This is a genomic window from Thioalkalivibrio nitratireducens DSM 14787, assembly GCF_000321415.2.
GTDB classification, from domain to species: Bacteria; Pseudomonadota; Gammaproteobacteria; order Ectothiorhodospirales; family Ectothiorhodospiraceae; genus Thioalkalivibrio; species Thioalkalivibrio nitratireducens.
The window spans coordinates 2,268,002-2,293,872 of record NC_019902.2 but is presented as its reverse complement, the minus strand read 5'-3'; the positions used below and the strand labels follow the sequence as shown (position 1 = coordinate 2,293,872).

At 67.3% G+C, this 25,871-nt stretch carries 18 protein-coding genes; 8 read left to right on the top strand and 10 right to left on the bottom strand.

The annotated features are described in order from the left end of the window. Window positions 1-6: 6 nt before the first annotated feature. Window positions 7-1,872, top strand: coding sequence for a protein translocase subunit SecD (secD, locus tag TVNIR_RS10585; RefSeq protein ID WP_015259029.1), 1,866 nt, complete (start codon window positions 7-9; stop codon window positions 1,870-1,872). 15 nt (window positions 1,873-1,887) lie between these two features. Further along, window positions 1,888-2,835, top strand: coding sequence for a protein translocase subunit SecF (gene secF, locus TVNIR_RS10580; protein ID WP_015259028.1), 948 nt, complete (start codon window positions 1,888-1,890; stop codon window positions 2,833-2,835). A gap of 24 nt (window positions 2,836-2,859) precedes the next feature. Here the strand turns inward: secF and TVNIR_RS10575 are convergent, their stop codons facing one another. The 3 genes from TVNIR_RS10575 to aceK form a co-directional block, all read right to left on the bottom strand. Next, a complete protein-coding gene (locus TVNIR_RS10575) occupies window positions 2,860-3,666 on the bottom strand; it encodes an inositol monophosphatase family protein (RefSeq protein ID WP_015259027.1) in 807 nt (268 codons plus the stop codon). A 249-nt stretch (window positions 3,667-3,915) separates the two neighbouring features. After that, window positions 3,916-7,758 carry a DUF3683 domain-containing protein gene (locus tag TVNIR_RS10570; protein WP_043739603.1) on the bottom strand — a complete coding sequence of 1,281 codons (3,843 nt, stop codon included), beginning with the start codon at window positions 7,756-7,758 and terminating at the stop codon, window positions 3,916-3,918. 252 nt (window positions 7,759-8,010) lie between these two features. Beyond that, window positions 8,011-9,810 (bottom strand): bifunctional isocitrate dehydrogenase kinase/phosphatase, encoded by a 1,800-nt coding sequence (gene aceK / locus TVNIR_RS10565; protein WP_015259025.1) that lies wholly within the window; start codon window positions 9,808-9,810, stop codon window positions 8,011-8,013. A 161-nt stretch (window positions 9,811-9,971) separates the two neighbouring features. Between aceK and aceA the strand changes: the two genes are divergently transcribed. From aceA to TVNIR_RS10550, 3 genes are all read left to right on the top strand, one after another. Beyond that, window positions 9,972-11,294, top strand: coding sequence for an isocitrate lyase (aceA, locus tag TVNIR_RS10560; RefSeq protein WP_015259024.1), 1,323 nt, complete (start codon window positions 9,972-9,974; stop codon window positions 11,292-11,294). A gap of 231 nt (window positions 11,295-11,525) precedes the next feature. Further along, window positions 11,526-12,119 (top strand): Uma2 family endonuclease, encoded by a 594-nt coding sequence (locus TVNIR_RS10555; protein ID WP_015259023.1) that lies wholly within the window; start codon window positions 11,526-11,528, stop codon window positions 12,117-12,119. A gap of 81 nt (window positions 12,120-12,200) precedes the next feature. Beyond that, window positions 12,201-12,782: a class I SAM-dependent methyltransferase gene (locus TVNIR_RS10550; RefSeq protein ID WP_015259022.1), complete on the top strand. Its 582-nt coding sequence runs from the start codon at window positions 12,201-12,203 to the stop codon at window positions 12,780-12,782. Between the two features lie 301 nt (window positions 12,783-13,083). On the opposite strand, the gene TVNIR_RS10545 is transcribed toward TVNIR_RS10550, so the two are convergent. The 3 genes from TVNIR_RS10545 to TVNIR_RS10535 all read right to left on the bottom strand — a co-directional run bounded on the left by TVNIR_RS10545 (window position 13,084) and on the right by TVNIR_RS10535 (window position 16,189). Beyond that, window positions 13,084-13,785, bottom strand: a complete 702-nt coding sequence (locus tag TVNIR_RS10545) for a class I SAM-dependent methyltransferase (protein ID WP_015259021.1) — start codon at window positions 13,783-13,785, stop codon at window positions 13,084-13,086. A 15-nt stretch (window positions 13,786-13,800) separates the two neighbouring features. After that, window positions 13,801-15,069, bottom strand: a complete 1,269-nt coding sequence (gene egtB / locus TVNIR_RS10540) for an ergothioneine biosynthesis protein EgtB (protein ID WP_043739602.1) — start codon at window positions 15,067-15,069, stop codon at window positions 13,801-13,803. A 175-nt stretch (window positions 15,070-15,244) separates the two neighbouring features. Next, complete coding sequence (locus tag TVNIR_RS10535; protein ID WP_015259019.1) at window positions 15,245-16,189, bottom strand: L-lactate dehydrogenase; 945 nt, start codon at window positions 16,187-16,189, stop codon at window positions 15,245-15,247. 200 nt (window positions 16,190-16,389) lie between these two features. Here TVNIR_RS10535 and TVNIR_RS10530 point away from each other — a divergent pair, with 200 nt between their 5' ends. After that, on the top strand, window positions 16,390-16,926 hold the full coding sequence (locus TVNIR_RS10530; RefSeq protein ID WP_015259018.1) for an MOSC domain-containing protein: 537 nt from the start codon (window positions 16,390-16,392) through the stop codon (window positions 16,924-16,926). Window positions 16,927-17,098: 172 nt separating this feature from the next. Here the strand turns inward: TVNIR_RS10530 and TVNIR_RS10525 are convergent, their stop codons facing one another. The 4 genes from TVNIR_RS10525 to glcD form a co-directional block, all read right to left on the bottom strand. Next, window positions 17,099-19,291 (bottom strand): malate synthase G, encoded by a 2,193-nt coding sequence (locus TVNIR_RS10525; RefSeq protein WP_015259017.1) that lies wholly within the window; start codon window positions 19,289-19,291, stop codon window positions 17,099-17,101. Window positions 19,292-19,550: 259 nt separating this feature from the next. Further along, the gene (gene glcF / locus TVNIR_RS10520) at window positions 19,551-20,801 is read right to left on the bottom strand and encodes a glycolate oxidase subunit GlcF (protein WP_015259016.1); all 1,251 of its coding nucleotides are present in this window, start codon (window positions 20,799-20,801) and stop codon (window positions 19,551-19,553) included. A 2-nt stretch (window positions 20,802-20,803) separates the two neighbouring features. Continuing rightward, on the bottom strand, window positions 20,804-21,886 hold the full coding sequence (gene glcE / locus TVNIR_RS10515) for a glycolate oxidase subunit GlcE (protein ID WP_015259015.1): 1,083 nt from the start codon (window positions 21,884-21,886) through the stop codon (window positions 20,804-20,806). Between the two features lie 143 nt (window positions 21,887-22,029). Next, window positions 22,030-23,529 (bottom strand): glycolate oxidase subunit GlcD, encoded by a 1,500-nt coding sequence (gene glcD, locus TVNIR_RS10510; RefSeq protein ID WP_015259014.1) that lies wholly within the window; start codon window positions 23,527-23,529, stop codon window positions 22,030-22,032. Window positions 23,530-23,864: 335 nt separating this feature from the next. On the opposite strand from glcD, the gene TVNIR_RS10505 reads away from it, so the two are divergent. Both TVNIR_RS10505 and thpR read left to right on the top strand, forming a co-directional pair. Next, the gene (locus tag TVNIR_RS10505) at window positions 23,865-24,518 is read left to right on the top strand and encodes a retropepsin-like aspartic protease family protein (protein WP_015259013.1); all 654 of its coding nucleotides are present in this window, start codon (window positions 23,865-23,867) and stop codon (window positions 24,516-24,518) included. A 793-nt stretch (window positions 24,519-25,311) separates the two neighbouring features. Next, on the top strand, window positions 25,312-25,836 hold the full coding sequence (gene thpR / locus TVNIR_RS10500; RefSeq protein WP_015259012.1) for an RNA 2',3'-cyclic phosphodiesterase: 525 nt from the start codon (window positions 25,312-25,314) through the stop codon (window positions 25,834-25,836). The last annotated feature ends 35 nt before the right edge of the window (window positions 25,837-25,871 follow it).

The window sequence follows — 25,871 nt, the reverse complement described above, 5'->3', positions numbered from 1 at the left end:
ACGCCGATGCGCAACACCTATCCTGTCTGGGTCTATGCCCTGATCGCCCTGGCCATCGTCACGGGTGGCCTGTATGCATTGCCGAACATCTTCCCGGAAGACCCGGCAGTGCAGGTCGCCAATTCCCGGACCGGGGTGGTCGACGAGAACATCGCTTCGATCATCGATGTGATCCTCGGTGCCCAGGGACTGACGCCGCACCGGATTGAGGAGCCCGATGGGCAGAAGCTGCTGCGGTTCGACAGCGCCGAGCGCCAGTTGCGCGCCGCCGATGTGCTGCGCGGTGCGCTGGACGACGACCATGTCGTGGCGTTGAGCCTTGCCCCGGCGACGCCGGAGTGGCTGCGGGCTATCAATGGCCGGCCGATGTCACTGGGGCTGGATCTGCGTGGTGGTGTGCACTTCCTGATGGAGGTGGATCTGAACGCCGTGATCGGCACGGCGATGGAGCGCTACACGAACGAGTTCCGTGGACGGCTGCGCGAGGAGCGCCTGGCGTTCGATGAGATCGAACGCGGCGCCCGCGACCTGATGATCCGCTTTGCGTCGGAACAGGATCGGGCGCAGGCGCTGACCTGGCTGCGCCGGAATTACCGGGGTGAACTCAACTTCGTCGAACGCGGTCTGGGCGCGGACAGCAGCCTCGAAGTCACGCTGGACGCGGAGCATTTGACCGAACTGCGGCGACTGGCGCTGCAGCAGAACATCTCGACGCTGCGCAAACGGGTGGACGAACTCGGAGTCGCCGAGCCGATCATCGCCCAACAGGGAGAGAGCCGCATCGTGGTGCAGCTTCCCGGGGTGCAGGATACGGCCCGGGCGAAGGAAATCCTCGGTGCCACCGCCACCCTCGAGTTTCGTATGGTCGCGGAGGGTGAGGATGCACCTGCGGCGGCCGCCTCCGGCCGGGCTCCCGCCGGAACCCGTCTCTATTACGAGCGCGACGGGGCCCCCGTCCTGCTGCAGCGGCGCGTGATGCTGACCGGGGACTACATCACCGGAGCCTCGTCCGGAATTGCGCAGGATACCGGGGGGCCGGCGGTGTTCATCAACCTGGATGGGCAGGGTGCACGGATCTTTTCCCGGGTCACGGCCGAGAACGTCGGGCGGCTGATGGCCACGGTGTTCATCGAGACCCGTACCGAGACCACGGAGGAAGACGGCGAACTGGTACGGCGGACCTCGCGCAGCGAAGAGGTCATCAACATCGCCCGCATCAACGAGCCGCTCGGCCGCCGGTTTCAGATCACGGGTCTCGAGAGTACCCGCGAGGCGCATAACCTGGCGTTGCTGCTGCGCGCCGGTGCACTGGCGGCACCGATGTCGATCGTGGAAGAGCGTACGGTCGGACCGAGCCTCGGACAAGAGAACATCGATAGGGGCATGCAGTCGGTGATCATCGGCTTCATCGCGGTGATGCTGTTCATGGTCCTCTACTACCGCGTGTTCGGGCTGATCGCGAACTTCGCGCTGGCTTTGAACCTCGTGTTCATCGTGTCGATCCTGTCGATGCTTCAGGCGACGCTGACGCTTCCGGGAATCGCCGGTATCGTGTTGGTGGTCGGCATTGCGGTGGATGCCAACGTGCTGATTTTTGAGCGAATACGCGAGGAGCTGCGCAACGGGATGTCGCCGAAGGCGGCGATTTCCGGCGGCTACGAGCGGGCGTTCTCGACCATCGCGGATGCGAACGTGACCACCCTGATCGCGGCGGTGGTGCTGTTTCTGTTTGGCACCGGCCCAATCAAGGGCTTCGCGATCACGCTTTCGATCGGGGTCGTGGTGTCGATGTTCACCGCGATCGTGGTCACGCGCGCCATCGTCAACCTGACCTACGGTCGCCAGCGGCGCATCACGCGGCTGGCGATCTAGTCCCGGAATCTATACATGCTGCCACATCTCAATTTCGCCGAATCGAACATCAACTTTCTGGGGCGCCGCAGGATTGCGATCGCCTTTTCGATCGTTCTGATCCTGGCGTCAGTGCTGCTGCTGGCCACACGGGGCCTGAATTTCGGCATCGACTTCACCGGCGGCACCTTGGTGGAGGTCGGGTATCCCGACGCTGTGGAACTGGATCCGATCCGGCAGCAACTGGACGAAGGCGGCTTCGAGCGCGCGACGGTGGTGTATTTCGGCACATCGCGGGACGTGCTGATTCGGTTGCCCCCGCGCGCGGACGATCCGGACCAGGCCGAGCTGTCGAACCAGGTGCTGCGCGCGCTGGAAGCGGGTGGCCCCGACGGCGTCGAGCTGCGCCGGGTGGAATTCGTCGGCCCGGCGGTCGGCGAGGAACTGCGCGAGCAGGGCGGCCTGGCGATGATCTATGCGCTGTTCGGGATCCTGATCTACGTGGCAGTGCGCTTCGAGTGGCGCTTCGCGGTGGGTTCGGTGCTGGCACTGGTGCACGATGTGGCGCTCACGCTGGGCTTTTTCGCATTGACGCAGTTTGAGTTCGATCTCGCGGTGCTTGCGGCGGTGCTCGCGGTGATCGGCTATTCGCTGAACGATACCATCGTGGTCTACGACCGAATACGCGAGAACTTCCGGATATTGCGCAAGGAAGGTACCGAATTCGTGATGAACAACGCGGTGAACAAGACGCTGGCGCGGACCATTGTCACCAGTACCACCACGTTGCTGGTGCTGCTGGCGCTGTTCGTGCTCGGCGGCGCCGCGTTGAACAACTTCGCGATCGCGCTGATCGTCGGCGTGCTGGTCGGAACCTACTCGTCGATCTTCATCGCCGCGGCGGCCGCGCTGATGCTCGGCGTCGACCGCAAGGTCCTGCTGCCGGTGAAGAAAGAGGGGGCCGAGCAGGAAGAGACGCCCTGATCGAAGGGCGCCGGCGCAATATCGTCAGGAACCGGCGGGCGCGGTGTCCGCCGCCAGCGCCGCGCGCAGGCGCTGCAACATGGCCTTCAGTACCTTCGGGTTTCCGGCGACCACGTCCCCGCGCCGGAACACATCGGGTTTGCCTTCCCAGTCGCTGACCAGGCCGCCGGCTTCCTGCACAAGCAGCACCCCGGCCGCGATGTCCCAGTCGCGCAGCCCCATCTCCCAGAAGCCGTCGAATCGGCCCGCCGCGACATAGGCCAGGTCCAGCGCTGCCGAGCCGGGGCGGCGTACGCCGGCGGTATCGGGAATCAGCGCTCGCAGCGTGGCCAGGTAGCGGTCGAGGTTCTGCTCGTCCCGAAACGGGATTCCGGTGCCGAGCAGGGCGCCGTGAAGGTCCGCGCGCTGGCCGACGCGGATGCGGCGGTCGTTCAGGAACGCGCCGCCGCCGCGGGTCGCGGTAAACAGCTCCTCGCCGATCGGGTTGTAGACCACCGCCTGTTCGAGCCGTCCGCGGTACCTCAGGGCGATGGAGATCGCGAAATGCGGGACGCTGTGCAGGAAGTTGGTGGTGCCGTCCAGCGGGTCGATCACCCAGACGTAGTCGTCCCCGGCCTGGTGACCGCCTTCCTCGGCGAGGATGCCGTGGTCGGGGTAGGCCTGGCGCAGGATCTGCACGATCGTCTGTTCGGCCTGCAGGTCGACCTCGGTCACGAAGTCGTTGCGGGTCTTTTCGCGGATGCTGACCTTGTCGGGGCGGTCCCAGGCACGCGTGGTCACGCGGCCAGCCGCCCGCGCGGCCTTGATGGCGGTGTTCAGCATCGGATGCATGGAAACGTCTCCGGTACGCGGTCAGGGATCGGGCCGGGAACGATACACAAGCCCGTCCGGAAGGGAAAGCGGCCCGCTCGGCGCCGGAACGGCGGATGACGGCCTTCGGCCTCTTCCGCCCTACGGGGCTGGTTCCACGATCCATGGCGAGCACGGGTAGGGCGGAAGAGCGCCAGCGTCATCCGCCGAACGGCGTATGAGGCGGCCGCGCGGCGGGTCCGACGCAGTGCGCCCATCGTGACTGAGGCGTCAGAGCAGCACCTTCTCGATGCCGCCGGCACGGGCCTGGGCGATGAAGTCCTGCTGCCAGGTATCGCCGAGCTGGCGTTTCGCGAGTTCGACCACGATGTAGTCGGTGTCCAGGCCGGTGTCCTCGCGGTAGCGGGACAGCCCCTGCTGGCAGGCGGGGCAGGAGGTCAGGATCTTCACGTTGCCGTCGTGCGCACGGTCTGCGCCGGTCAGCGCCCGGATCCCCTTGTGCAGTTCCTCCTGCTTGCGAAAGCGGACCTGGCTGGCGATGTCGGGGCGGCTGATCGCGAAGGTGCCGGCTTCGCCACAGCAACGGTCGGAGGGCAGCACCGGCTGGCCGAGCAGCGCGTTCGCGACGGTGGTCGGTGCGTGGGTCTTCATCGGCGAGTGGCAGGGGTCGTGGTAGAGGTACTGTACCCCGGGAACGCCCTCGGTCTGCACGCCTTTTTCCATCAGGAACTCGTGGATGTCGAGTAGCCGGCAGCCGGGGAAGATGCGGTCGAATTGGTATTTCAGCATCTGGTCCATGCAGGTGCCGCAGGAGACGACCACGGTCTTGATGTCGAGGTAGTTCAGCGTGTTGGCGACACGGTGGAACAGCACGCGGTTCTCGGTGGTGATCGCCTGTCCCTTCGCGGTGTCGCCGTTGCCGAGCTGCGGGTAGCCACAGCAGAGGTAGCCGGGGGGCAGTACCGTCTGCACGCCGGCATCGAACAGCATCGCCAGCGTCGCGAGCCCGACCTGGCTGAACAGGCGCTCGGAACCGCAGCCGGGGAAGTAGAACACCGCCTCGGAGTCGATGTCGGTCTTCACCGGGTCGCGCAATACCGGCACGTAGCGCGCATCCTCCAGCCCCAGCATCGCGCGGGTGGTCTGCGCGGGCAGGCCGGCCGGCATCGGCTTCTTCACGAAATGCATCACCTGCGCCGGGATCTTCATCTTGCCGGTCGTTGCGCCCGGCGGCTTCTGCTCTTTCAGCAATCTCAGCTTGCGGAAGGTCATGTGGCCGAGACGCTGCGCGGCGTAGCCCCACTGGATCAGCCCCTTGCGCATTGCCTTGATCGTGGTCGGGTCCTTCACGTTCAGGAACGCCATCGACGCGGCGGTGGCCGGCTTGAAGTGGCGCTGGCCGCGGCTTTTCAGGATCGCGCGCATGTGCATGGTCACATCGCCGAAGTCGATGTTTACCGGGCAGGGGTTCAGACACTTGTGGCAGATCGTGCAGTGGTCGGCCACATCGTTCATTTCGTCGAAATGCTGCAGCGACAGCCCGCGCCGCGTCTGCTCCTCGTACAGGAAGGCCTCGACGATCAGCCCGGTCGCGAGGATCTTGTTGCGCGGTGAGTACAGCAGGTTCGCGCGCGGCACGTGGGTATTGCAGACGGGCTTGCACTTGCCGCAGCGCAGGCAGTCCTTGATCTCGTCGTTCAGCGCGCCGAGCGCGCTCTCCTCCAGAATCAGCGCTTCCTGCTCGACCAGCCGCAGCGACGGCGTGTAGGCGTTCGCGAGGCCCGAGCCCGGCAGCAATTTGCCGGCGTTGAACACCCCTTCCGGGTCGGTCCGGCGCTTGTATTCGGCGAAGGCCTCGATCCGTTCGGGCTCCAGGAACTGCATCTTGGTGATGCCGATCCCGTGTTCGCCCGAGATCACGCCGCCGAGGTCGCGGGCCAGTTTCATCACCGCCTCGACCAGCCGCTCTGCCGTCTGCATCATCGGGTAGTCGTTGGAGTTCACCGGGATGTTGGTGTGCACGTTGCCGTCGCCGGCATGCATGTGCAGCGCGATGAACAGGCGGCTGGTCAGGATGCGGTCGTGGATCGCGGTAATCCGCTTGCGCACGGACTCGAGCTGGTGTCCGTCGAAGATCTCGAACAGGGGCCGTTCGGCCTCGCGCCGGTAGGAGATGCGCAGGCTGCGCCGCAGCAGCAGGTCGATGATCCGGTCGCCCGGACGCAGGTCGGCGCGGGCGGTGTCGTCCAGCCATTCGTCGCAGTCGGTCGCGGCACTGACGAAGTGCGCGTTGATCGCGGCCCACCGGCGCTGCACCGCCCCCAGCACTTCGACCGCCCGGGCGCGCTTGGCGTCGAACCAGTCCCAGCCCTCGCTGCCGCTCTCGCCGAGCAGCTCGCGCAACTCGGGATGTTCGCCGCGCAGGCAATCCAGGATCTCGTCGATCATCGCGCGCTTGTTCTTCAGCGATTCGCGCACGTTCAGCGTCTCGATGCCTTCGGTGTATTCGGCGAGCCGCTCCAGCGGGATCACCACGTCCTCGTTGATCTTGAAGGCGTTGGTGTGGGCGGCGATGGCCGCGGTGCGCGCACGGTCGGCCCAGAAGCGCTTGCGCGCGTCCGGGCTGACGGCGATGAAGCCGTCGCCGTTGCGCGCATTGGCGGCGCGCACCATCGCTGCGGTGCGGCGTGCCAGCGCGTCCTCGTCGTCGGAAACGATGTCGGCGATCAGGACCATCTTCGGTGCTTCGCCGCGGGCCCCTTTCGGCGTGTATTTCACCGCCTTCACGTAGCGCTCGTCGAGGTGCTCGAGCCCGGCTAACAGCACGTCCGGGTCGCCGTCCACCGCGTTCTTGATCTCGACGATCGCCGGCACTGCCTGGTGCAGGTCGCTGCCGTAGAACTCGAGACAGACGGTGCGCAGGTGTTCGGGCATCCGGTGCAGGATGAACTCGGCCGAGGTGATCAGGCCGTCGCAGCCCTCCTTCTGGATACCAGGCAGCCCCATCAGCGTCTTGTCGGTCACGTCCTTGCCGAGCCCGGCCTTGCGGAACGCCGGGCCGGGAAGTTCCAGGATCTCGGGCTCGCCGCTGGGAGTCTCGCCGTCGGGCTGGTAACGCGTGACGCGGAAGCGGACGGTTGGCGCGTCGTGGATCTTGCCCAGGTTGTGCTCGAGCCGTTCCACCTGCAGCCAGTGGGCCTGCGGCGTGACCATGCGCCAGGACGCGAGGTTGTCCAGCGCGGTGCCCCAGAGCACTGCTTTCTTGCCGCCGGCGTTCATCGCGATATTGCCGCCGATGGTGGAGGCGTCCTGCGAGGTGGGGTCTACCGCGAACACCAGCCCGTTCTCGGCGGCGAGTTCCGACACTCGGCGCGTGACCACGCCGGCCTCGACCCGTACCGTTGCGGCTTCGTGTTCGACACCCGGCAGACGCCGGTGCAACACCGACCCGATGGCCTCGAGCTTTTCGGTGTTGATCACCGCTGCACGCGGGCTCAGCGGCACCGCGCTGCCGGTGTAGCCGGTCCCGCCGCCACGAGGGATCACCGTCAGCCCGAGCTCGATACAGGCCGCGACCAGTCGACCCATCTCCGCCTCGGAATCCGGAGTCAACACCACGAAGGGCAGTTCCACGCGCCAGTCGGTGGCGTCGGTCACGTGCGAGACCCGGGCGAGCCCGCCGAACTGGATGTTGTCGCGGTGCGTGAGGCCGGACAGGCGTCTGCGCACCCGTTCGCGCAGATTGGCGGTGTCACGAAACGACGCGGCGAAACTGCTGACCGCCGCCTCCGCCCGGCGCGCGAGCTTGAGCGCTTTCTCGTTGCCGTCGGCGCGTGCGACGATCTGCTCGATGCGCTGGCGCATCGCGTCGATCAGCCCGTGCCGGCGCTTGCGGTCGCCGAGCAGGTCGTCCTGGATGTAGGGGTTGCGGGAGACGACCCAGAGGTCGCCCAGCACCTCGAACAGCATGCGTGCTGAGACCCCGGTGCGCCGCTCGCCGCGCAACTCGTTCAGCAGATCCCAGTAGGCCGATCCGAGGAAGCGGATCACGATCTCGCGATCGGAGAACGACGTGTAGTTGTAGGGGATCTCGCGGATGCGTTCGGCAGTCATGAAGGCGGGGTCCGGGTGCGGAGAGGGCGCTACAGGGTACCGGCCGCTGGCGGCAAAATCACGAACGCCCATGGCTTTTCCGTGAAGCCCTTCTGCGGGACGGCCGCAGCTAGCAGCCCAAGTCCGACCGGCTGCCAGGCGGCAGCGCGCGTCCACCGCGGTGCATACCCCTTCAGCCCTGGCGCCTCGCCCGCAAGCGGGCCACAGGCGGCCGCCCTCAGCGGCGCCGGTGTGCGCGCTGAGGTGTCCGCGTCACTGCGGGTGCGGGAAGCGGATCTGGCTCGAATAGGGAAACACGTCACCGTGGGCACCGTTGCGGATGTCCTGCTGGCGGGCCCGCCAGTAGCGGTAGTCGAACAGCTCCGGGTGGGTCTCGTTCAGGATCTGTCGGACTTCGGGATCTTGGCAGAGAAACGTCGGGAATTCCTCGGGGAAGATGTCGTGCGGACCGACCGAGAACCAGGGTTCTGCGCTCAGTTCGTCCTCGGGTGTCATTGCTGCGGGGATCCGGCGAAAGTTGCAGTCGGTCAGATAGGCGATTTCGTCGTAGTCGTAGAATACGACTTTGCCCAGGCAGTTCACGCCGAAGTTCTTGAACAGCAGGTCGCCAGGGAAGATGTTCACCGCCATCAGCTGCTTGATCGCCAGTCCCCAGTCGTCCAGCACCGCGCTGCGCTCCTCGAAGTCGGCCTCCTCCAGGAACAGGTTCAGCGGCAGCATGCGCCGCTCGATATACAGGTGCTTGATCACCAGCACGTCGCCGTCGAACTCCAGCAGCGAGGGGATCTCTGACCGCAGCTCGGCGAGCAGTTCCGGCGGGAAGCGGTCCAGCGGGAACGCCACATCCGAGAATTCCAGCGTGTCGGCCATGCGCCCGACGCGGTCGTGCAGCTTCACCTGCTGGTAGCGCTGCTTCACCTGCTCGTGGGTCACGTCCTTCGGCGGCGGGAAGCGATCACGGATCACCTTGAACACGTAGCCGTACGACGGCAGCGTGAACACCAGCATCACCATGCCCGGGGTGCCTTCGGCCAGCTTGAATTCATCGGTGCTCTGCGCCAGATGGGCCAGGAAATCGCGGTAGAACTCGTTCTTCGCCTGTTTCTGGAACCCGATGCTCATGTACATCTCGGCCAGCGGCTTGTCCGGCATCAGCGTCTGCAGAAAGGCGACCGTGGCTGCGGGGACCGGCGTCTTCGCCATGAAATAGGCGCGGGCGAAGTTGAATACCGCCTCCATCTGCTCGCGCGTGGTCAGCAGCGTGTCGGCGCGGATCGCGCCCTGCTCGTTGTTGATCAGCGGGGTCACGAACGGCTCCATTTCGTCGTCCCAGGTCACCCGACCGATCAGGTACGCGGCCTTGTTCCGAAAGAACGGAGATTCCAGCACGTCGATGCGCAGTTCTTCCATGCGCGCAGCGGCCTGCGGCGCACGCTCGCGGAATGCCTCGGCGATGCGCTGCACGTCGCGGTCGATGTCCTCGTAGGGGATGCTGAAGTAAAACGCAGACAGGATCTCCCAGACGCATTGTTCCAGCCCGGCGGCCCGCGGATGGAAGGACATGCAGACCCGGTAGCGCGCCGCCAGCTCCTCGCGGTCGATCGTCGACTCCACGAAGATATTGTCGTTGTGGTAGTACTTGCGCGCGAACAGCTGGCAGAACACCGAGTTGAAGAACGTTTCCGCCAGTTCCGGGCGGCTGTGGTGGCGCAGCAGGTCGGTGTACACCCGTTTCACTTCCTGCCACAGCGGCTCGTCCAGGCAATCGATCTCGAAGGTTGAATGCAGCTTCGAGATCGTCTCGCGCACCCGGACGTCGTAGAAGCTGATGCGCTGGGCCGAGGACTCGCGCACCGCATTCCAATCCGCGCGCTCGAACCGCTGCCGGGCGTCGCTGGTGATCTCGGCGAAAAATGAGTAGTGGCGTTCGAAACCGGTCAGGATCGCGCGCGCAAGCTGCGATGCGCGCCGGTGGCGCCCCCGGCGCGAGGCAAGGGTGTCGGAGCCTTCCTGTTCCGGGCAGGTGGCCAGTTGTTCGCGCGCTGTCGCCATGCTTCCTCGGAGGTTCCGCTTTACGAAATGCCTGATTTAGACTATTTTGCTGCAATGCACAAGTTGCGGCAAACCCCGGATGGGAGATGCCCAGCTTCTCTGCAGTGGACAACGCCTGAGTGTGAAAAGAGCCGTTTCACGGCAGCTTCGGAGGACCTGAGATGACCCAAAGCGATACCCCAAGCCGCGAGCAGCAGATCCGGGCCCTGGAGCGGGAATGGGCAGAGAATCCCCGCTGGCAGGGCGTACGCCGCGGCTATTCGGCCGCCGACGTGGTCCGACTGCGGGGGTCGGTGCGCCCCGAACACAGCTACGCGCGGATGGGGGCGGAAAGGCTCTGGAAAATCCTGCACGGCGGGGCACGCAAGGGCTACGTGAACGCCCTCGGCACGCTGACCGGCGGCCAGGCGCTGCAGCAGGCGCGTGCGGGCGTCGAGGCGATCTACCTGTCCGGCTGGCAGGTCGCGGCCGACGGCAACACCTCGGAGACGATGTACCCGGACCAGTCGCTGTACGCCTACGACTCGGTGCCGGCGATGGTGCGCCGGATCAACAACGCGTTCCAGCGTGGCGACGAGATCCAGTGGTCACGCGGTATCGGTCCCGGGGACGACGGTTATGTCGACCACTTCCTGCCGATCGTCGCCGACGCCGAGGCGGGTTTCGGCGGCGTGCTGAATGCCTTCGAGCTGATGAAGAACATGATCGTCGCAGGGGCCGCGGGCGTACATTTCGAGGACCAGCTTGCGGCGGTGAAGAAATGTGGCCATATGGGCGGCAAGGTGCTGGTGCCGACGCAGGAGGCGGTGCAGAAGCTGATCGCGGCGCGGCTCGCCGCCGACGTGACCGGCGTGCCGGCGGTTCTGCTGGCGCGCACCGACGCCGAGGCGGCGAATCTGCTGACCAGCGACGTCGACGACAACGACCGGCCGTTCCTGACCGGCGAGCGTACCTCCGAGGGCTTCTTCCGAGTGCGGAATGGTGTCGAGCAGGCGATCAGCCGTGGTGTCGCGTATGCACCGTACGCCGACCTGGTCTGGTGCGAGACCGGCACGCCGGATCTCGGCTTCGCGCGCGAGTTCGCGCAGGCGGTCCGGGCGGAGAACCCGAACCAGCTGCTGGCGTACAACTGCTCGCCTTCGTTCAACTGGAAGAAGAACCTGAGCGACGCGCAGATCGCGAGTTTCCAGGACGAGTTGTCCACGCTTGGCTACAAGTTCCAGTTCATCACGCTGGCCGGGATTCACAGCATGTGGTTCAACATGTTCGACCTCGCCTACGACTACGCGCGCGGGGAGGGTATGCGCCACTACGTGGAGAAGGTGCAGCAGCCCGAGTTCGCGGCGCGCGAGCGCGGCTACACCTTCGTTTCGCACCAGCAGGAGGTCGGCGCCGGTTACTTCGACGACGTGACCACTGTGATCCAGGGCGGCGGCTCCTCGGTCACCGCGCTGAAAGGCTCGACCGAGGAAGATCAGTTCTGACGAACGGCGCCCGGGCAACGTAGGAGGCCAGCCCCCTGGCCGATCCGGCGCTGTCCGGTCCCCGGCCACCCCTGTCGGCCTGCCGTCTGCTCGGTGTAGATGGGTAGGGCGGAAGAGGCCGAAGGCCGTCATCCGCCATTCCCACGTCGGGGCTGCCGCAGGCCCGCGCTGGCCCGTGCTTTTCGGGCGGGATAGACTTCAGGGCGAGGAATCCGCGACGGAGGGGCAGCCATGGGACTGGCGCGGCGCGACAGCATTCATCATACCTATGGCGACTACCTCGGCTGGCCCGAGGACGTGCGCTACGAACTGATCGATGGCGAGGCTTTCCTGATGGCGCCGGGCCCGGACCTGGAGCATCAGGACATCGCCGGGGAGATCTATCGTCAGCTGGGGAATGCCCTCGACGGCAGTTCGTGCCGCCCCTACATCGCCCCCCTCGACGTCCGCCTGCCCAGGGCCCATGAAGCGGACGAGCAGATCGACACGGTCGTGCAACCCGACGTGCTGGTCGTCTGCGATCCCGCCCGGCTCGACCGGCGCGGCGTGCGGGGCGCTCCCGACCTGGTGGTCGAGGTACTGTCGCCTTCCACCGCCGCCCACGATCACGTGCGCAAGCGGCGCGTATACGAACGCGCCGGGGTCCAGGAGTACTGGCTGGTCCACCCCACCGACCGGATGGTCACGATCTACCGGCTCGCCGACGGCGAGTACGGCAAGCCGGAGATTCAGGAGCTGCAGGGCGAGACGGCGGTGGCGGTGCTTCCGGGCCTCGCGATCGCCTGGGATGCACTGGTCGCTAGGCTGCCCCCGGTCGAGCCCTGATGGGGCAATTCGCGTACCGGACACGGGTACGCCCTGGCCGATGCCGACATCATGGGGCCCCAGCGATACCGAGGAATGGACATGAACGACGACATCCGCAGTAAGTGGGATGCGCGCCACGCGGAAGGCGACGTGGCCGCCGCACGGCCCTGCGCGGTGCTCGAGGCCTACGCGCACCTGCTCCCACGCGCCGGGACGGCGCTGGACCTCGCTTGCGGGCTCGGCGGCAATGCCCAGTGGCTCGCGAGCCGGGGCCTGGAAACCGCCGCCTGGGACATCTCCCCGGTGGCGATTGCCGGGCTCGGTCGGCACGCGGGCGAGCGGGGCCTGCCGATCCGGGCCGAGGTCCGCGACGTGGAACGGGCGCCACCGGAGCCGGAGCATTTCGACGTGATCGTGGTGTCCTACTTCCTCGAGCGCGAGCTGGCCCCCGCGCTGATGCGGGCGCTGCGCCCCGGGGGGCTGCTGTTCTACCAGACCTGGACGCAGGAGGCGGTCGACGCCCGCGGCCCCGAAAACCCCGCGTTCCGTCTCGCACCGAACGAACTGCTGCAGCTGTTCGCTCACCTGCGCCTGATCGCCTACCGCGAGGAAGGCGTCGTCGGCGACCCGGGGCAGGGTTTGCGCAACGAGGCCTGGCTGGTCGCGACCCGGAATCCCTAGTCGCCACGGCTGTTCCGGGAGTCCGCCAACCGTCATGGCGTGTGCGGCCACCTCCCGACCAAGGAGTACGTCGGCGGAAGAGGCCGAAGGCCGTCATCCGCCATCGGGCGCCGGGGTTTCCTCAGGCGCGGCGCGTGCCGAACGCCGCTGTAATCCACCGTGTGGGAGCGAGCCTCGCTCGCGAAACGGCGTTGGGGTGGCCGCCAGCGCCAGGCGCGCCTGCGGCGCGTTCGCGTGCAAGGCACGCTCCCACAGAGGCCCGGGCATGGTCGCGGCTTTGCCGGTGCCGCGGCGGCGGCCGCTACGCCGGGTTCCGCAGCAGCGCCACGTTCCGTGCCGGGAACTCGCAGTGCCAGCCATGGCGGTGCGCGATCGCGGCGAAGCTGCGTTCGCGGTAGAACACGACATGCGTCGGGTCGCGGCGGTAGTTCCAACGTGCGAACGCGGCGTCGTCGGTCTGGAAACAGGTCTGGATCGCAAGCCAGCCGCCCGGACGGAGCAGGGTCGCGAGCCGGTCGAACTCCCGGGCGGGGTGGTGGAAATGCTCGGTCACCTCGGTGCAGGTCACGAAGTCGTAGCGCCGCTCTAGCGCCTCGGGATTGCGGTGGAAGAACGGGTCGTACAGCCTGACCCGGTGCCCGGCTTCCTCGAGCATCGCGGCGAGCGCCGGGGCAGGACCGCAGCCGTAGTCGAGCCCCTGGCGCCCCCGTTTCAGCCGCGCCAGCAGCGGTTGTGCCAACTGCCCGAGAAACACGCGGTATGCGCGGTCATCCACGCGATTGCGATGGAGGCGGTACTCGGCAACCTCCATCTCCGGAGTCGGGAGCTGGTCGCGGCGGAGGAATGTCGCTTCGCAGGCTTCGCAGCGCAGGTAATCCCGTTCGCCGATGGTCGCGAACAGGCGGCTCGCATCGGCAAGGCAGACCGGGCATCGTCTTCGGCCCCGAAAGCCACCCGAGACCTCGCCGGCTGCAAAGCGGGCATCACCGATGGCTGCCGACATGGCCGTGACAATCGTTCAGGGCGTGTCCGATGCGAGACGGAACCCCAGCATCTGCCAGCGCTGGTGCGGGTAGAAAAAGCTGCGGTAGCTCGCGCGGATGTGGTCGGTGGACGTCAGGCAGGATCCTCCGCGCACGCTGATCTGGTTGCACATGAACTTGCCGTTGTACTCGCCCAATGAGCCGGCGAGGGGCCGGAATCCCGGATAGGCGACGTAGGGCGAACCGGTCCACTCCCAGACGTCGCCGAAGAGCTGCGTGAGCCCCGGCTGCGTGGCCGGGGCGGTCCGCAGCCAGCCGGACTCGAGCAAATTGCCGTGTATCGGGCGGGCTGCGGCCGCTGTCTCCCATTCCGCCTCGAGCGGCAACCGCGCCCCGGCCCAGCGCGCGAAGGCGTCGGCCTCGTAGAAGGACACATGGCACACCGGAGCACTGGCCAGTATCGGCTGCCAGCCTGCCAGTGTGAACTCCTGCGCAAGATCCTCCGACCAGTACAGCGGCCGTTGCCATCGTTCGCCCTGGACGTGTGCCCAACCGTCCGCCAGCCACAGGGCCGCATCCTGGTAGCCCCCGTCGTCGATGAAGTCGCGGAAATCCGCGTTCGTCACCAGCCGGTTGGCGAGACGATGAGCCGGCAGCCGAACCCGGTGGCGCGGGGTCTCGTTGTCGAAGTGGAACCCCGTATCCCCCGCACCGATCTCGACCTCGCCACCTACGCAGGGGATGAACTCGAGGCCGGGCGCCTCGACCCCGGGCGGCCGTTCGAGTTGAACGTCGTACGCAGGTCCCAGCGGGTTGGTCCAGAAGACGTGCTTGATGTCGGTGAGCAGCAGTTCCTGGTGTTGCTGTTCGTGATGCAGGCCCAGCGTCACCCTCGTGGCGACCTCGGGATCGTCGGCCGAGCTTGCCAACAGCCGCTGCATCGCGTCGTCGACATGGGCGCGGAACGCGAGTATTTCCGGCACCGTGGGCCGCGTCAGCAGGCCGCGCTCAGGCCGCGGGTGCATGGCGCCGACGGTGTAGTAGTACGAATTGAAGAGATAGTGCCAGCGCTCGTCGAAGGGTCGGTAACCGGGCAGATACGGCTGCAGCACGAAGTGTTCGAAAAACCAAGTCACGTGCGCGAGATGCCATTTCGTCGGGCTCACGTCCGGCATCGTCTGGACGACCTGGTCCTCGGGCATCAGCGTTCGGGCGAGGTGCTCGGAGAGTGCGCGCACGCGCCCGTAGGTTTCCAGGAGCGGGGATTCCGGAAGACTTTGTGCAGCGGCTGAGGCGGGGGGCATGTGAGAGCCTCCTCGGTACCGGGAAGTCGCCGCCGGCAGGGGACCGACGACCGGGGCTCCACGGTGCCCCATCGGTGGGTCAGGAATCAAGTTCGCGTGCCCCCGCAGATCGGACAACGGGGACTCGCACGAGGGACGCCGGCGATACCCCGGGGCCACGGCCAGGCTGGCTGTCCTAGTCTGCGATCGTCATCTGCCGCAGGCTGTCGCGCAGTACCCCGGCGGATGCCTCCAGCCCGCGACGCTCGGCGGAGTCGACCTCGGGCGCGAGCCGGTACTCGACGCCGTGGGCACCGATCACGCAGGGCACGCTGAAGCACACGTCGCGCTGGCCGTAGTCGCCCTCGGGGTTCACCGATACCGGGAGCACGCTGCGCTGGTCCTCGAGGATCACCCGGACCAGGTAGGCGATCACCAGGCCGATCGCCGTGTTCGTGTAGCCCTTGCGCGAGATGATGTCGAACGCCGCGGTGCGCACACGCTGGAACAGCGTTTCCATCGCTTCCGGGTCGAAACGCTGGCCGTTGATCACGTGTTGCATCACCGACAGGCCGCCGATCATCGCGCCGCTCCAGATCGGCACCTCGGAATCGCCGTGCTCGCCGAGAATGTAGGCGTGGACCGAGCGGGGGTTGACCTGGTACCAGTCGCCGAGCAGCGAGCGAAAGCGCGAGGTGTCGAGCATGGTGCCGGTGCCGATCACCCTGCGCGTCGGGCGGCGGCTCAGCTGCTGCATCACCTGAGTGAGAATGTCGACCGGGTTGGTCGCGATCACCAGCACCGCGTCGGGCGCATGGCGGTCGAGTTCCGCGGCGACCTCGCGGAAGACCGCGGCGTTTCGATTCAGCAGGTCGAGCCGGGATTCTCCCGGTTTCTGGTTGACCCCGGCGGTGATCACGATTACCTGGCATCCGGCGAGGGCGTCGTAGTCGGCCGCGCGGACCGTCACCCGGCCCACCAGCGGCTGGCCGTGCATCAGGTCCATCGCTTCGCCCTCGGCGCGCTGGCGGTTCTTGTCGACGAGCACGATCTCGCTCGCCAGCTGGCGTTGGAAGATGGCGTACGCCGCCGCAATGCCCACGTTGCCGGTGCCGATGATGCCTACGGACGATCTCGCCATGGAACTGATCCTCGAGGGGGGTGCGGAAGTCTGTTCCAGTGCTGCCGGTTTCGGGCAGTCTGGCGGGGCGCCCGGCAGGGTTCAAGAAAAAGACACCCCGGGAGGGGGCACCGCTCCGTCGGGGAATGACTGCGCCTGCCTTTCGCGGCAGCCGATCGCAGCGCGTGGTTTAATGCGACATCCCAGCCGACTGTCCGCCGATGCCCCCGCCGCAACCCGACCCAGCACTCGATCTCCGTGCCCTGTCCGGCCGTTTTCCGTATCCGGGGTGGCTGGAGGCGATCCTGCTCCGTGCCGAACGGCGCGGGCCGGTGGCGCGCGTTCCGGAGGCGCTCGCATTGACCGGACGCGGCCTGGAAGGCGATCACAGGGCCGCGGCGCGGGCGGATGCCTCCGCCAGGCGCCAGGTCACGCTGATCCAGGCCGAGCACCTGCCGGTGATCGCCGCGCTGAGTGGCCAACCGGAAGTCGACCCGCTGGCGCTGCGCCGTAACCTGGTCGTATCGGGCCTGAACCTGCTGGCCGCACGGGCACTGTTCGCCGACCAGCCGCTGGTACTGTGCATTGGCACGGAGGTGCGGCTCGAGATCACCGGCCCCTGTGAACCCTGCTCGCGGATGGAGCCGATCCTTGGACCCGGCGGCTACAACGCGATGCGTGGCCACGGCGGAGTCACGGCGCGGGTACTGGTCGGCGGGCTGCTGCGGGCTGGCGACGCGGTGACCGTCTCGCGTTGAACCTCGCCGCTCGCGCAGCGCCACTGGCGGAAAAGTCCGAAGGCCGTTATCGACCGTTCCGCTGTCCCCGGTTGCCGGGACGTGTCCGGTCTGCGCCACTGCCCGTCGGGAGACGGAGAGCCGGTAGCCGTGATGCTGCGGACCTGCGGCACGCCAAAGCGTGCCGTTGCGTTCAGGCCCCCTGCCGCTCGGCCTTCTGCACCGCGCGCCAGTGATGCAGCAGCGGCTCGGTGTAGCCCGAGGGCTGCTCGCGGCCCTTGAAGATCAGATCGGAGGCGGCGCGGAACGCGATCGACGCGTCGAAGTCGGCGGCCATCGGCTGATACAGCGGGTCGTCCCGGTTCTGCTCGTCGACCACGGCCGCCATGCGCTCCAACGTCGCATGCACCCGGCCGGCGTCGACCACGCCGTGGTGCAGCCAGTTGGCGATGTGCTGGCTCGAGATGCGCAGCGTTGCGCGGTCCTCCATCAGGCCGACGTCGTGGATGTCCGGGACCTTCGAGCAGCCGATCCCCTGCTGCACCCAACGGACCACGTAGCCGAGGATGCCCTGGCAGTTGTTGTCGAGTTCCTGCTGGATCTCCTCGTCGGGCCACTCGGGGCGTTCGACCACCGGCACCGCGAGCAGGTCGTCGAGCAGCTGCCGCTCGATGTCCGGGTCGAGGTTCGCCTCCATCTCCTGCTGGATCGCGGCGACATCGGCGTCGTGGTAGTGCAGCGCATGCAGCACCGCGGCGGTTGGCGAGGGCACCCAGGCGGTGTTGGCGCCGGCCTTCGGGTGGCCGATTTTCTGCTCGAGCATCGCCGCCATCCTGTCCGGCATCGCCCACATGCCCTTGCCGATCTGGGCACGGCCGCGCAGGCCGCAGGCGAGCCCGACGACGACATTGTTGCGCTCGTAGGCGGCGATCCACTTCGCGCCCTTCATGTCGCCTTTGCGCAGCACGGGACCGGCCTCCATCGCGGTGTGGATCTCGTCACCGGTGCGGTCGAGGAAACCGGTGTTGATGAACACCACGCGCGCGGCCGCAGCGGCGATACAGGCCTTCAGGTTCACCGAGGTGCGCCGTTCTTCGTCCATGATGCCCATCTTCAGCGTGTTGCGCGGAAGGCGCAGCAGATCCTCGACCCGGTCGAAGAGTTCGCAGGTGAACGCGACCTCGTCCGGACCGTGCATCTTCGGCTTCACGATGTACACCGAGCCGGTGCGCGAGTTGCCACCTTCGGACCGCTTCAGGTCGTGCAGCGCGAGCAGGCTGGTCACGATGCCGTCCAGGATGCCTTCGAATACCTCGCCGCCATTGCTGTCGAGCATCGCGGGGGTGGTCATCAGGTGGCCGACATTGCGCACGAACATCAGCGAGCGGCCGGGCAGGGACACGTTGCCGCCGTCCGGGGCGGTGTACTCGCGATCCGGGTTCTGCCGGCGGGTGATTACCTCGTCGCCCTTCTGGAACGAGGCCTCGAGATCACCCTTCATCAGGCCCAGCCAGTTGCGGTATACGCCGGTTTTGTCTTCGGCGTCGACGGCAGCGACCGAGTCCTCGCAGTCCATGATCGTGGTGACGGCGGCCTCGACCAGGATGTCCTTGATGCCGGCTGCGTCCTCGCGTCCGACCGGGTGGGTGGGGTCGAACTGGATCTCGAGGTGCAGGCCGTGGTTGTTCAGCAGCACGGCCGAGGGTTTCCGGGCCTCGCCTTGGTAGCCGGCGAACCGGGACGGATCCTCGAGTGCGGTCTCGTCGTCGTTGTCCAGGTTCACGATCAGTCGGCCCTCGTCGACCATGTAGCCAACCGCGTCGTGGTGTGAGCCGGACTTGAGCGGGGCTGCGCGGTCCAGCAGGTCGCGCGCGTAAGCGATCACCCTTTCGCCCCGTACCGGGTTGTAGTCGGCACGGCGTTCGGCGCCGTCGTCGTCGGGTATCGCGTCGGTGCCGTACAGGGCGTCGTACAGGCTGCCCCAGCGGGCGTTGACGGCGTTCAGCGCGTACCGCGCATTGCTCACCGGTACCACGAGTTGCGGCCCGGCCTGGACCGCGATTTCCGGGTCGACATTGGCGGTGCTGACGCGGACATCGGCGGGGGCGTCGGCCAGGTAGCCGATCTCCTCGAGGAATTCGCGGAACGCAGAGAGGTCGCGGATCGGACCGGGATGTGCTCGATGCCAGGCGTCGATCTGCTTCTGCAGCATGTCGCGTCGCTCGAGGAGATTCCGGTTGCGCGGAATCAGGTCGTGGACCAGCGCATCGACGCCGGACCAGAGGGCCTGGGGCTCGATGCCGGTGCCCGGAAGGGCTTCGTCTGCGATGAAGCGGTCCAGTTCCGCGGCCACCTGCAGCCGCTCATGGGTCACGTAACGGGTCATGCTGGCTCGGCCTCCCTTGTGAGTGGATCCTGCGCCTGTGTGTTGCCCCGGGGGCGGGTCGTTGCATGATGCCACGTCCCGTTGGGGCGTTGTCCCCCTGGGGTTTCCGTGAACGGGGAACGGCCTTGCGGTCGTCTCCCTTTCCCGCTTGCGGGAAAGGGGTGAGGGTGAGTGCATTGCGGGTGATCGTCGTGGCGGTCGGCATACCCTGAGGTGCGACCGGGTCAGAATGCCGCCCTGGTCCCTGCGCTCGGTTGTATTACCCTGGCAGGGGAGCGCGTTCCAGTGCCTCGTCGACGGCCTCGATCCAGTGGCGAACCGGTGTACGGTCGGCCGAGGCGAGGTGAGCCTGGCAGCCGATGTTCGCGGTGACGATCAGTTCGGGACTGCCGGCCTCCAGCGCTCGCATTTTCCGGTCCCGCAGCCGGCGTGCGATCTCCGGCTGGGTGATCGAGTTGGTGCCGCCGGACCCGCAGCAGATGTGAGCATCGACGACCGAGGTCAGCCGGAACCCAAGGCGGGAAAGCACCGACTCGACCGCACCGCCGAGGCGCTGCGCATGCTGTAGCGTGCAGGGGCAGTGGAACGCGAGTGACCGCGCGGTCCGCAGGCCGAGCTGTTCCAGCGGTTCTTCCTGCAGCACCTCGACCAGGTCGCGTGCGAGCCGACTGACCGCTGCGGCTTTCTCGGCGTAGGCGGGATCGTCGGCCAGCAATCGACCGTAGTCCTTCACGAAGGCGCCACAGCCGCTGGCGGTCTGCACGATGGCTTCGGCGCCGGGCTCGATTTCGGGCCACCAAGCGTCGATGTTGGCGCGGGCCCGGTCGAGGCCGTCCCGCGCTGCGTTCATGTGGTAATCCATGGCCCCGCAGCAGCCCGCGGATGCTGCGGGCCGCAGGTCGATGCCCATGCGGTCCAGTACGCGTGCCGCAGCGGCGTTCGTGTTCGGCGAGAGGCCGGGCTGCACGCAGCCTTCGAGCAGCAGCATGCGCCGCTCGTGTCGGCCGGGCAGCGGCCGCTGTCCCGCCGGCAACGCCGCGGGTGGAACCTTTTCCCGCAGGCGCGCAGGGAGCAACGGACGGATGCCGCGGGCCATCCGGAACAGCGCGGCGGCGGCGCGGGGTGACCCGAGCGCCCGGCGCAGCAGGTAGCGGAACGCGCGTTCCCGGAATCCGCGCGGCACACGGGACTCGATCTCGGCGCGGCCGATATCGAGCAGCCGGTGGAATTCGACACCCGAGGGGCAGGTGGTCTCGCAGTTGCGGCAGGTCAGGCACCGGTCCAGGTGCAGCCGGGTCTCGGCGGTGATCTTGTCGCCTGCGTGAGGCTGTTCGAGCAACGCCTTCATCAGGTAAATTCGCCCACGCGGGCCGTCGCGCTCGTCGCCGAGCAGCTGGTAGGTGGGGCAGGTCGCGTTGCAGAAACCGCAATGCACGCAGTTGCGCAGGATTCGGTCGGCCTCGCGGATGCGGGGCTCCTGCAGGGCCCGTTCGGTGAATTGCGTCTGCATCGTCAGAGGTCCGGGTAAAGGCGGCCGGGGTTGAAGATGCCGTGGGGGTCCAGTTGCGCCTTCAGCTGCCGGTGGTATTTCGCGATGGCCGGGGCCAGCGGGTGGAAGGGCTCGGCGGCACCCGGGGTGCAGCAGGTGGCATGGCCGCCCGCCCGGCTGGCGGCGTCGCGAATCCGGGGCGCGGCGACGTCGCTGCGCAGCCAGCGCTGGGCGCCGCCCCAGTCGAGGAACCAGTCGCCTTCCAAGGCCAGCGGCGGTGTGTGGTGCGGCAGCGACAGCCGCCACAGGGGGCGCGGGTCTGTGGATTCGAAGAACGGGAGGCGGTGCTCGCGCAGATCGTGCCAGAACGCCGGGTCGAGATCCTCGCCGCCGAGCCGGGCCCGGCTCGCGGCCACGGAGCGGCTGCCGCCCTCGAGACGGAGATGGAGGATGCCATCGGACCAGGCAGCGGCGGTGAGCGGTACCGGCTGACGGCCCCATTTGGCCAGCTTGGCCATTGCATGCTCCAGGGGCAGCGCGAGGCTGAGGCTGTACGCGGCTGCGGGCAGGGGCAGCACCTTCATCGAGACCTCGGTGATCACCCCGAGCGTACCCTGCGCACCGGCCATCAGCCGCGAGAGATCGTAGCCGGCGACGTTTTTCATCACCTCCCCGCCGAAGCGCAGCTCCCGGCCCCGGTGGGTGATCAGGCGCGTACCCAGCACGAAGTCGCGTACGGCACCGGACCAGGGGCGGCGCGGGCCGGAGAGCCCGGTTGCGACCATGCCGCCGACGGTCGCGGCCGTGCCGAAATGCGGTGGTTCGAACGGAAGGTGCTGACCGGCGGCGGCCAGCGTGCGTTCGAGCTCCGCGAGTGGAGTACCGGCACGCACCGAGACCACGAGTTCGACCGGATCGTAGTGGGTGACGCCACGATGGGCGGTCACGTCGAGTGGCGTGCCTGCCACCGGGCGCCCGTAGAAGGCCTTGGTACCCCCACCCGCGATCCGCAGCCGAGTGCCCGCTGCGTCGGCTTCGGCCACGCGGGTGCAGAGTTCGGCCGCGATGTCGTGGTCAACGGTGTCCGGGTGATCGGTCGGGTTCATGTGTGCGCTTGGGTCGCGGGCCGGTGAGGGGGTGGTTCTGGTGTCTGGTGCCACAACCTGTGGAACCCGGGTTGGCCCGGCAGGGTGTGCCGACGCAGGACGCATGGGGTAGCGCCCGGGATGTTCCATTCGCGCCGCATCGCTCAGAACCGGGGCAGGTCCGGGTGTGGAAGTTGATTGTTGTGTACGTGCATCGCGCCGTACTCTGCGCAGCGGGCGAGCGTCGGGATGTTCTTGCCGGGGTTGAGCATCGCGTCCGGGTCGAACGCGGCCTTCACCGCGTGAAACACCGTGATCTCGTCGGGCTGGAACTGGGTGCACATCTGATTGATCTTCTCGCGCCCGACGCCGTGTTCGCCGGTGATGCTGCCGCCGACCTCGACGCAGAGTTCGAGAATGCGTGCGCCGACGCGCTCCGCGAGTTCCAGTTCGCCGGGCCGGTTGGCATCGAACAGGATCAGGGGGTGCATGTTGCCGTCGCCAGCATGGAACACGTTCGCCACCGGTAGGCCGGATTCCGCCGACAGCGCCGCAATCCCCTTCAGCACCCTCGGCAGTTCACGCCGGGGAATGGTTCCGTCCATGCAGTAGTAGTCGGGTGCCAGGCGGCCAACGGCGGGGAACGCGTTCTTGCGTCCAGCCCAGAAGCGCGCGCGCTCGGCTTCGTCGCAGGCGAGCGCGATGTCGGTCGCTCCCGCCGCCGCCAGGACCTTGCGCACTCGCTGGCAGTCGTCGGCGACGTCGGCCTCGACCCCGTCGAGTTCACAGAGCAGGATCGCCTGTGCGTCGACCGGGTAGCCGGCATGGATGAAGTCCTCGGCTGCGCGGATCGCGAGGTTGTCCATCATCTCCAGGCCACCGGGAATGATGCCCGCCGCGATGATGTCACCGACCGCGCGGCCGGCCTTTTCGACGTCGTCGAAGCTGGCGAGAATCACCTTCGCAGTCTCGGGTCGCGGCAGCAGTTTCACCGTGACCTCGGTGATGATTCCGAGCATGCCCTCGGAGCCGTTGAACAGTGCGAGCAGGTCGTAGCCCGGCGCATCCAGCGCCGCCGAGCCGAGCGTGAGGCGTTCTCCTTCCAGGGTGATCGCCTCGATCGCAAGCACATTGTGCACGGTCAGCCCGTATTTCAGGCAATGCACGCCGCCGGCATTCTCGGCAACGTTGCCGCCGATCGAACACGCGATCTGCGAGGACGGGTCGGGGGCATAGTACAGGCCGTGGGGCGCGGCCGCCTCGGAGATCGCGAGATTGCGCACTCCCGGCTGCACTCGAGCGATGCGCGCGTCGGGGTCGAGTTCCAGGATTCGGTCGAAGCGCGACATCACCAGCAGCACGCCCTGTTCCAGCGGCAGTGCGCCGCCGGAGAGGCCGGTGCCGGCGCCGCGGGTCACCACCGGCACGCGGAGTTCACGGCAGGTGCGCAACAGGGTCACGACCTGCTCGACCGTTTCGGGCAGTGCGACCAGCATCGGCAACACGCGGTACGCCGACAAGCCGTCGCACTCGAACGGGCGCCGGTCCTCCTCACGGTACAGCAGGCTCATCCCGGGGAGAGCGGCCCGCAGGCGCTCGAGCGTGATCGCGGCGTCCACGGGGGGCAGCGGACCGTCCAGACGTTGGTCGAAAAGGATGTTCATCGCTTCGCCTTTGTCGCGAGGGGCGTGCTGCCACGGGATCCATCCGGAACCCGTCAGCGCCGGCTACTCTAGCCCGCGGGAAGTTCCGGTGTCGCGTTTACCGCATTGTGCCGCAGGGAACCGCCGGCGCGCGACCGGTCGTGCGCGGAGGCCGGATCGGACCCGGTTGTCAGGGAGACTTGCGCCGGGATCGCGGCTGTGGATTGATGGCAGCAGGGCGGCCGATCGACGCACATGTGCATCGCCCTATCGGCCGTCACCGGCTGCCGAGGTACCACGGGCTTCGGACATCCGCAGATCCGGCCGGGGCCGGACTTCCTTCTGGAGGATGCAACATGCAACGGTTTCAACAGATCGTCGTTCTGGTCGCCGCGCTTGGGTTTACCTGGGTCGCCGGGCCCGCGATGGCGGAACTCCGGGTGCAGGCACTGTTCGCGGGTAAAGCGCTGTTCCTGCTCGACGGGCAACGTTTCGTGCTGAGCGACGGGGAGACCGGCCCCGACGGGCTTCGCCTGTTGCGGGCCACGAGCGAGTCGGCGCTGGTCGAGTACCAGGGCCGGGAACAACGGCTGGGCCTTGAGCGCGGCCGTTTCGCGGGTGCCTATGAAAGCCGGTCGCTTCCGGAGCTGCGCCTGCTTCCCAATTCACAGTTCGGTGGCTACCGGGTGAACGGAACCATCAACGGGCAGCCGGTCGGCTTCGTGGTCGACACCGGGGCGACGCTGATCACCCTGAGCCAGCACGACGCGGAACGGCTGCGGTTGTCGCTGTCCGGGGGAAACCCGGTTCCGGTCGAGACGGCCTCGGGCCGGGTCATGGGGCAGCGCGTGGTCCTGGAGCGGGTGCAGATCGGCGGTCTGGAAGAACGCGACGTGGGCGCCGTCGTGTTGCCGGGCGACCGGCCTGCCACGGCCCTGCTGGGCATGAGTTTCCTGAGCCGCCTGGACATCCGCAACGAGGGCCCGACGCTGGTGCTGCAGGCACGCTGATCGCCGGGCGCGCCTGCGGCGCGTTCGCGTGCAAGGCACGCTCCCAAGGGAGCGCGCGGGCATGATCGCGACGTTCACGTTACCTTTCGGGCCAGCGGCCGCCTTGCACGATGCAAAGGCGAGCCACGGAAAGCACGGACAGACACGGGAAAACGGCTCCTCTTGAGAAACAAACTGTGTCCCTCATTGGAAATCAATCACTTGCGGAAAGGGCGCCTGCAGCAACCATCGGCCTCGCTCCGAGCACAGTTTCTCCGCGAGCGCCTGCCGCGGCCTCGGCCGGGGTTGGGAGGCTGATTATCACGGAAGCTCCGCAAATTGGAACGGGCCGTCATCGAAACCACCGTCATCGCGAGGAGCGAAGCCTTTAGCCGCGAGCGCAGCGTGGCGGGACGTGGCGATCCAAGCGGCGATGGTCTTCCCCATGCCGCCTGGATTATTCGCTGCGCTCACCCTGCGGGCCAGCCTTCGGCTGTTCAATGCGCTGCGCGCATGAGTGCCGCGCTACGCTCGCAATGACGACCGACGCTGCACGGCGTCGCACTCGCTGCGGAGGTTTCGTGATAATCAGCATCCCATCCCCGGGCCCATACCGGGGCAGGCGTTCGCGCAGAAACCGGGACTGCAGTGGGGCACCATCGGCACTCTGGTAACCCACATGATTTCATGTTGTCCTAGCAGTTTGTTTCTCAAGAGGAAACGGCTTGGTCTGTTTCATCTTCCGTGATTTGCGTGTTCTTCCGTGGCTGCTTTTCTACGTTGACTCGGGCGCGCAGTTCCATCGAGGCAAGCGATGAGTCAGGAAATTGATCGTCGGCGTGTGTTCTTTGCCCTGTGGCCGGACGATGCGCTGCGGGACCGCCTCGCGCGCCTTTCCCGGGAATTGCGCGCCAATGGCCGGCTGGTTCCGGTCGCGCACCTGCACCTGACGTTGGCATTCGCCGGGGTGGTTCCCGCGCCGGTGGTGACGCGGATCGCCACCGACGCGAATCGTCTGGCGCGGCCCGCCATCCGCCTGACACTGGATCGCCTGGGCCATTTCCGCCGACCGCGGATCGCGTGGGTGGGCCCGTCCGATGCACCGGCGGAACTGGACGCGCTCGCGCAATCACTGAGCGGGATCTGCCGCGATGCGGGAGTGGCGATGGACGATCGTCCCTTCCGACCCCACGTGACGCTGCGGCGGTTCGTGACCCGGATGGCATCCGGCCCGATCGAGCCCATCGCCTGGGTCGCGCCCGAGATGGTATTGATCGAATCGGGGCGGGGAGGCCATCCGGGACCGTACCGGGTCCTGCAGCGGTGGCGCCTGGCGTAGGTCGTGCCGCCGGCCGACTGCCGGACCCCGCCCCG

What these genes read in the sequence shown, in the direction of transcription:
- aceA (WP_015259024.1), top strand. Translation starts at nt 9,972, where the DNA reads ATGACCCAAAGCGATACCCCAAGCCGCGAGCAGCAGATCCGGGCCCTG.
- thpR (WP_015259012.1), top strand. Translation starts at nt 25,312, where the DNA reads ATGAGTCAGGAAATTGATCGTCGGCGTGTGTTCTTTGCCCTGTGGCCG.
- secF (WP_015259028.1), top strand. Translation starts at nt 1,888, where the DNA reads ATGCTGCCACATCTCAATTTCGCCGAATCGAACATCAACTTTCTGGGG.
- egtB (WP_043739602.1), bottom strand. Translation starts at nt 15,069, where the DNA reads ATGCCCCCCGCCTCAGCCGCTGCACAAAGTCTTCCGGAATCCCCGCTC.
- TVNIR_RS10535 (WP_015259019.1), bottom strand. Translation starts at nt 16,189, where the DNA reads ATGGCGAGATCGTCCGTAGGCATCATCGGCACCGGCAACGTGGGCATT.
- TVNIR_RS10530 (WP_015259018.1), top strand. Translation starts at nt 16,390, where the DNA reads ATGCCCCCGCCGCAACCCGACCCAGCACTCGATCTCCGTGCCCTGTCC.
- TVNIR_RS10550 (WP_015259022.1), top strand. Translation starts at nt 12,201, where the DNA reads ATGAACGACGACATCCGCAGTAAGTGGGATGCGCGCCACGCGGAAGGC.
- glcF (WP_015259016.1), bottom strand. Translation starts at nt 20,801, where the DNA reads ATGCAGACGCAATTCACCGAACGGGCCCTGCAGGAGCCCCGCATCCGC.
- TVNIR_RS10545 (WP_015259021.1), bottom strand. Translation starts at nt 13,785, where the DNA reads ATGTCGGCAGCCATCGGTGATGCCCGCTTTGCAGCCGGCGAGGTCTCG.
- TVNIR_RS10570 (WP_043739603.1), bottom strand. Translation starts at nt 7,758, where the DNA reads ATGACTGCCGAACGCATCCGCGAGATCCCCTACAACTACACGTCGTTC.
- glcE (WP_015259015.1), bottom strand. Translation starts at nt 21,886, where the DNA reads ATGAACCCGACCGATCACCCGGACACCGTTGACCACGACATCGCGGCC.
- aceK (WP_015259025.1), bottom strand. Translation starts at nt 9,810, where the DNA reads ATGGCGACAGCGCGCGAACAACTGGCCACCTGCCCGGAACAGGAAGGC.
- TVNIR_RS10505 (WP_015259013.1), top strand. Translation starts at nt 23,865, where the DNA reads ATGCAACGGTTTCAACAGATCGTCGTTCTGGTCGCCGCGCTTGGGTTT.
- TVNIR_RS10575 (WP_015259027.1), bottom strand. Translation starts at nt 3,666, where the DNA reads ATGCATCCGATGCTGAACACCGCCATCAAGGCCGCGCGGGCGGCTGGC.
- glcD (WP_015259014.1), bottom strand. Translation starts at nt 23,529, where the DNA reads ATGAACATCCTTTTCGACCAACGTCTGGACGGTCCGCTGCCCCCCGTG.
- TVNIR_RS10525 (WP_015259017.1), bottom strand. Translation starts at nt 19,291, where the DNA reads ATGACCCGTTACGTGACCCATGAGCGGCTGCAGGTGGCCGCGGAACTG.
- TVNIR_RS10555 (WP_015259023.1), top strand. Translation starts at nt 11,526, where the DNA reads ATGGGACTGGCGCGGCGCGACAGCATTCATCATACCTATGGCGACTAC.
- secD (WP_015259029.1), top strand. Translation starts at nt 7, where the DNA reads ATGCGCAACACCTATCCTGTCTGGGTCTATGCCCTGATCGCCCTGGCC.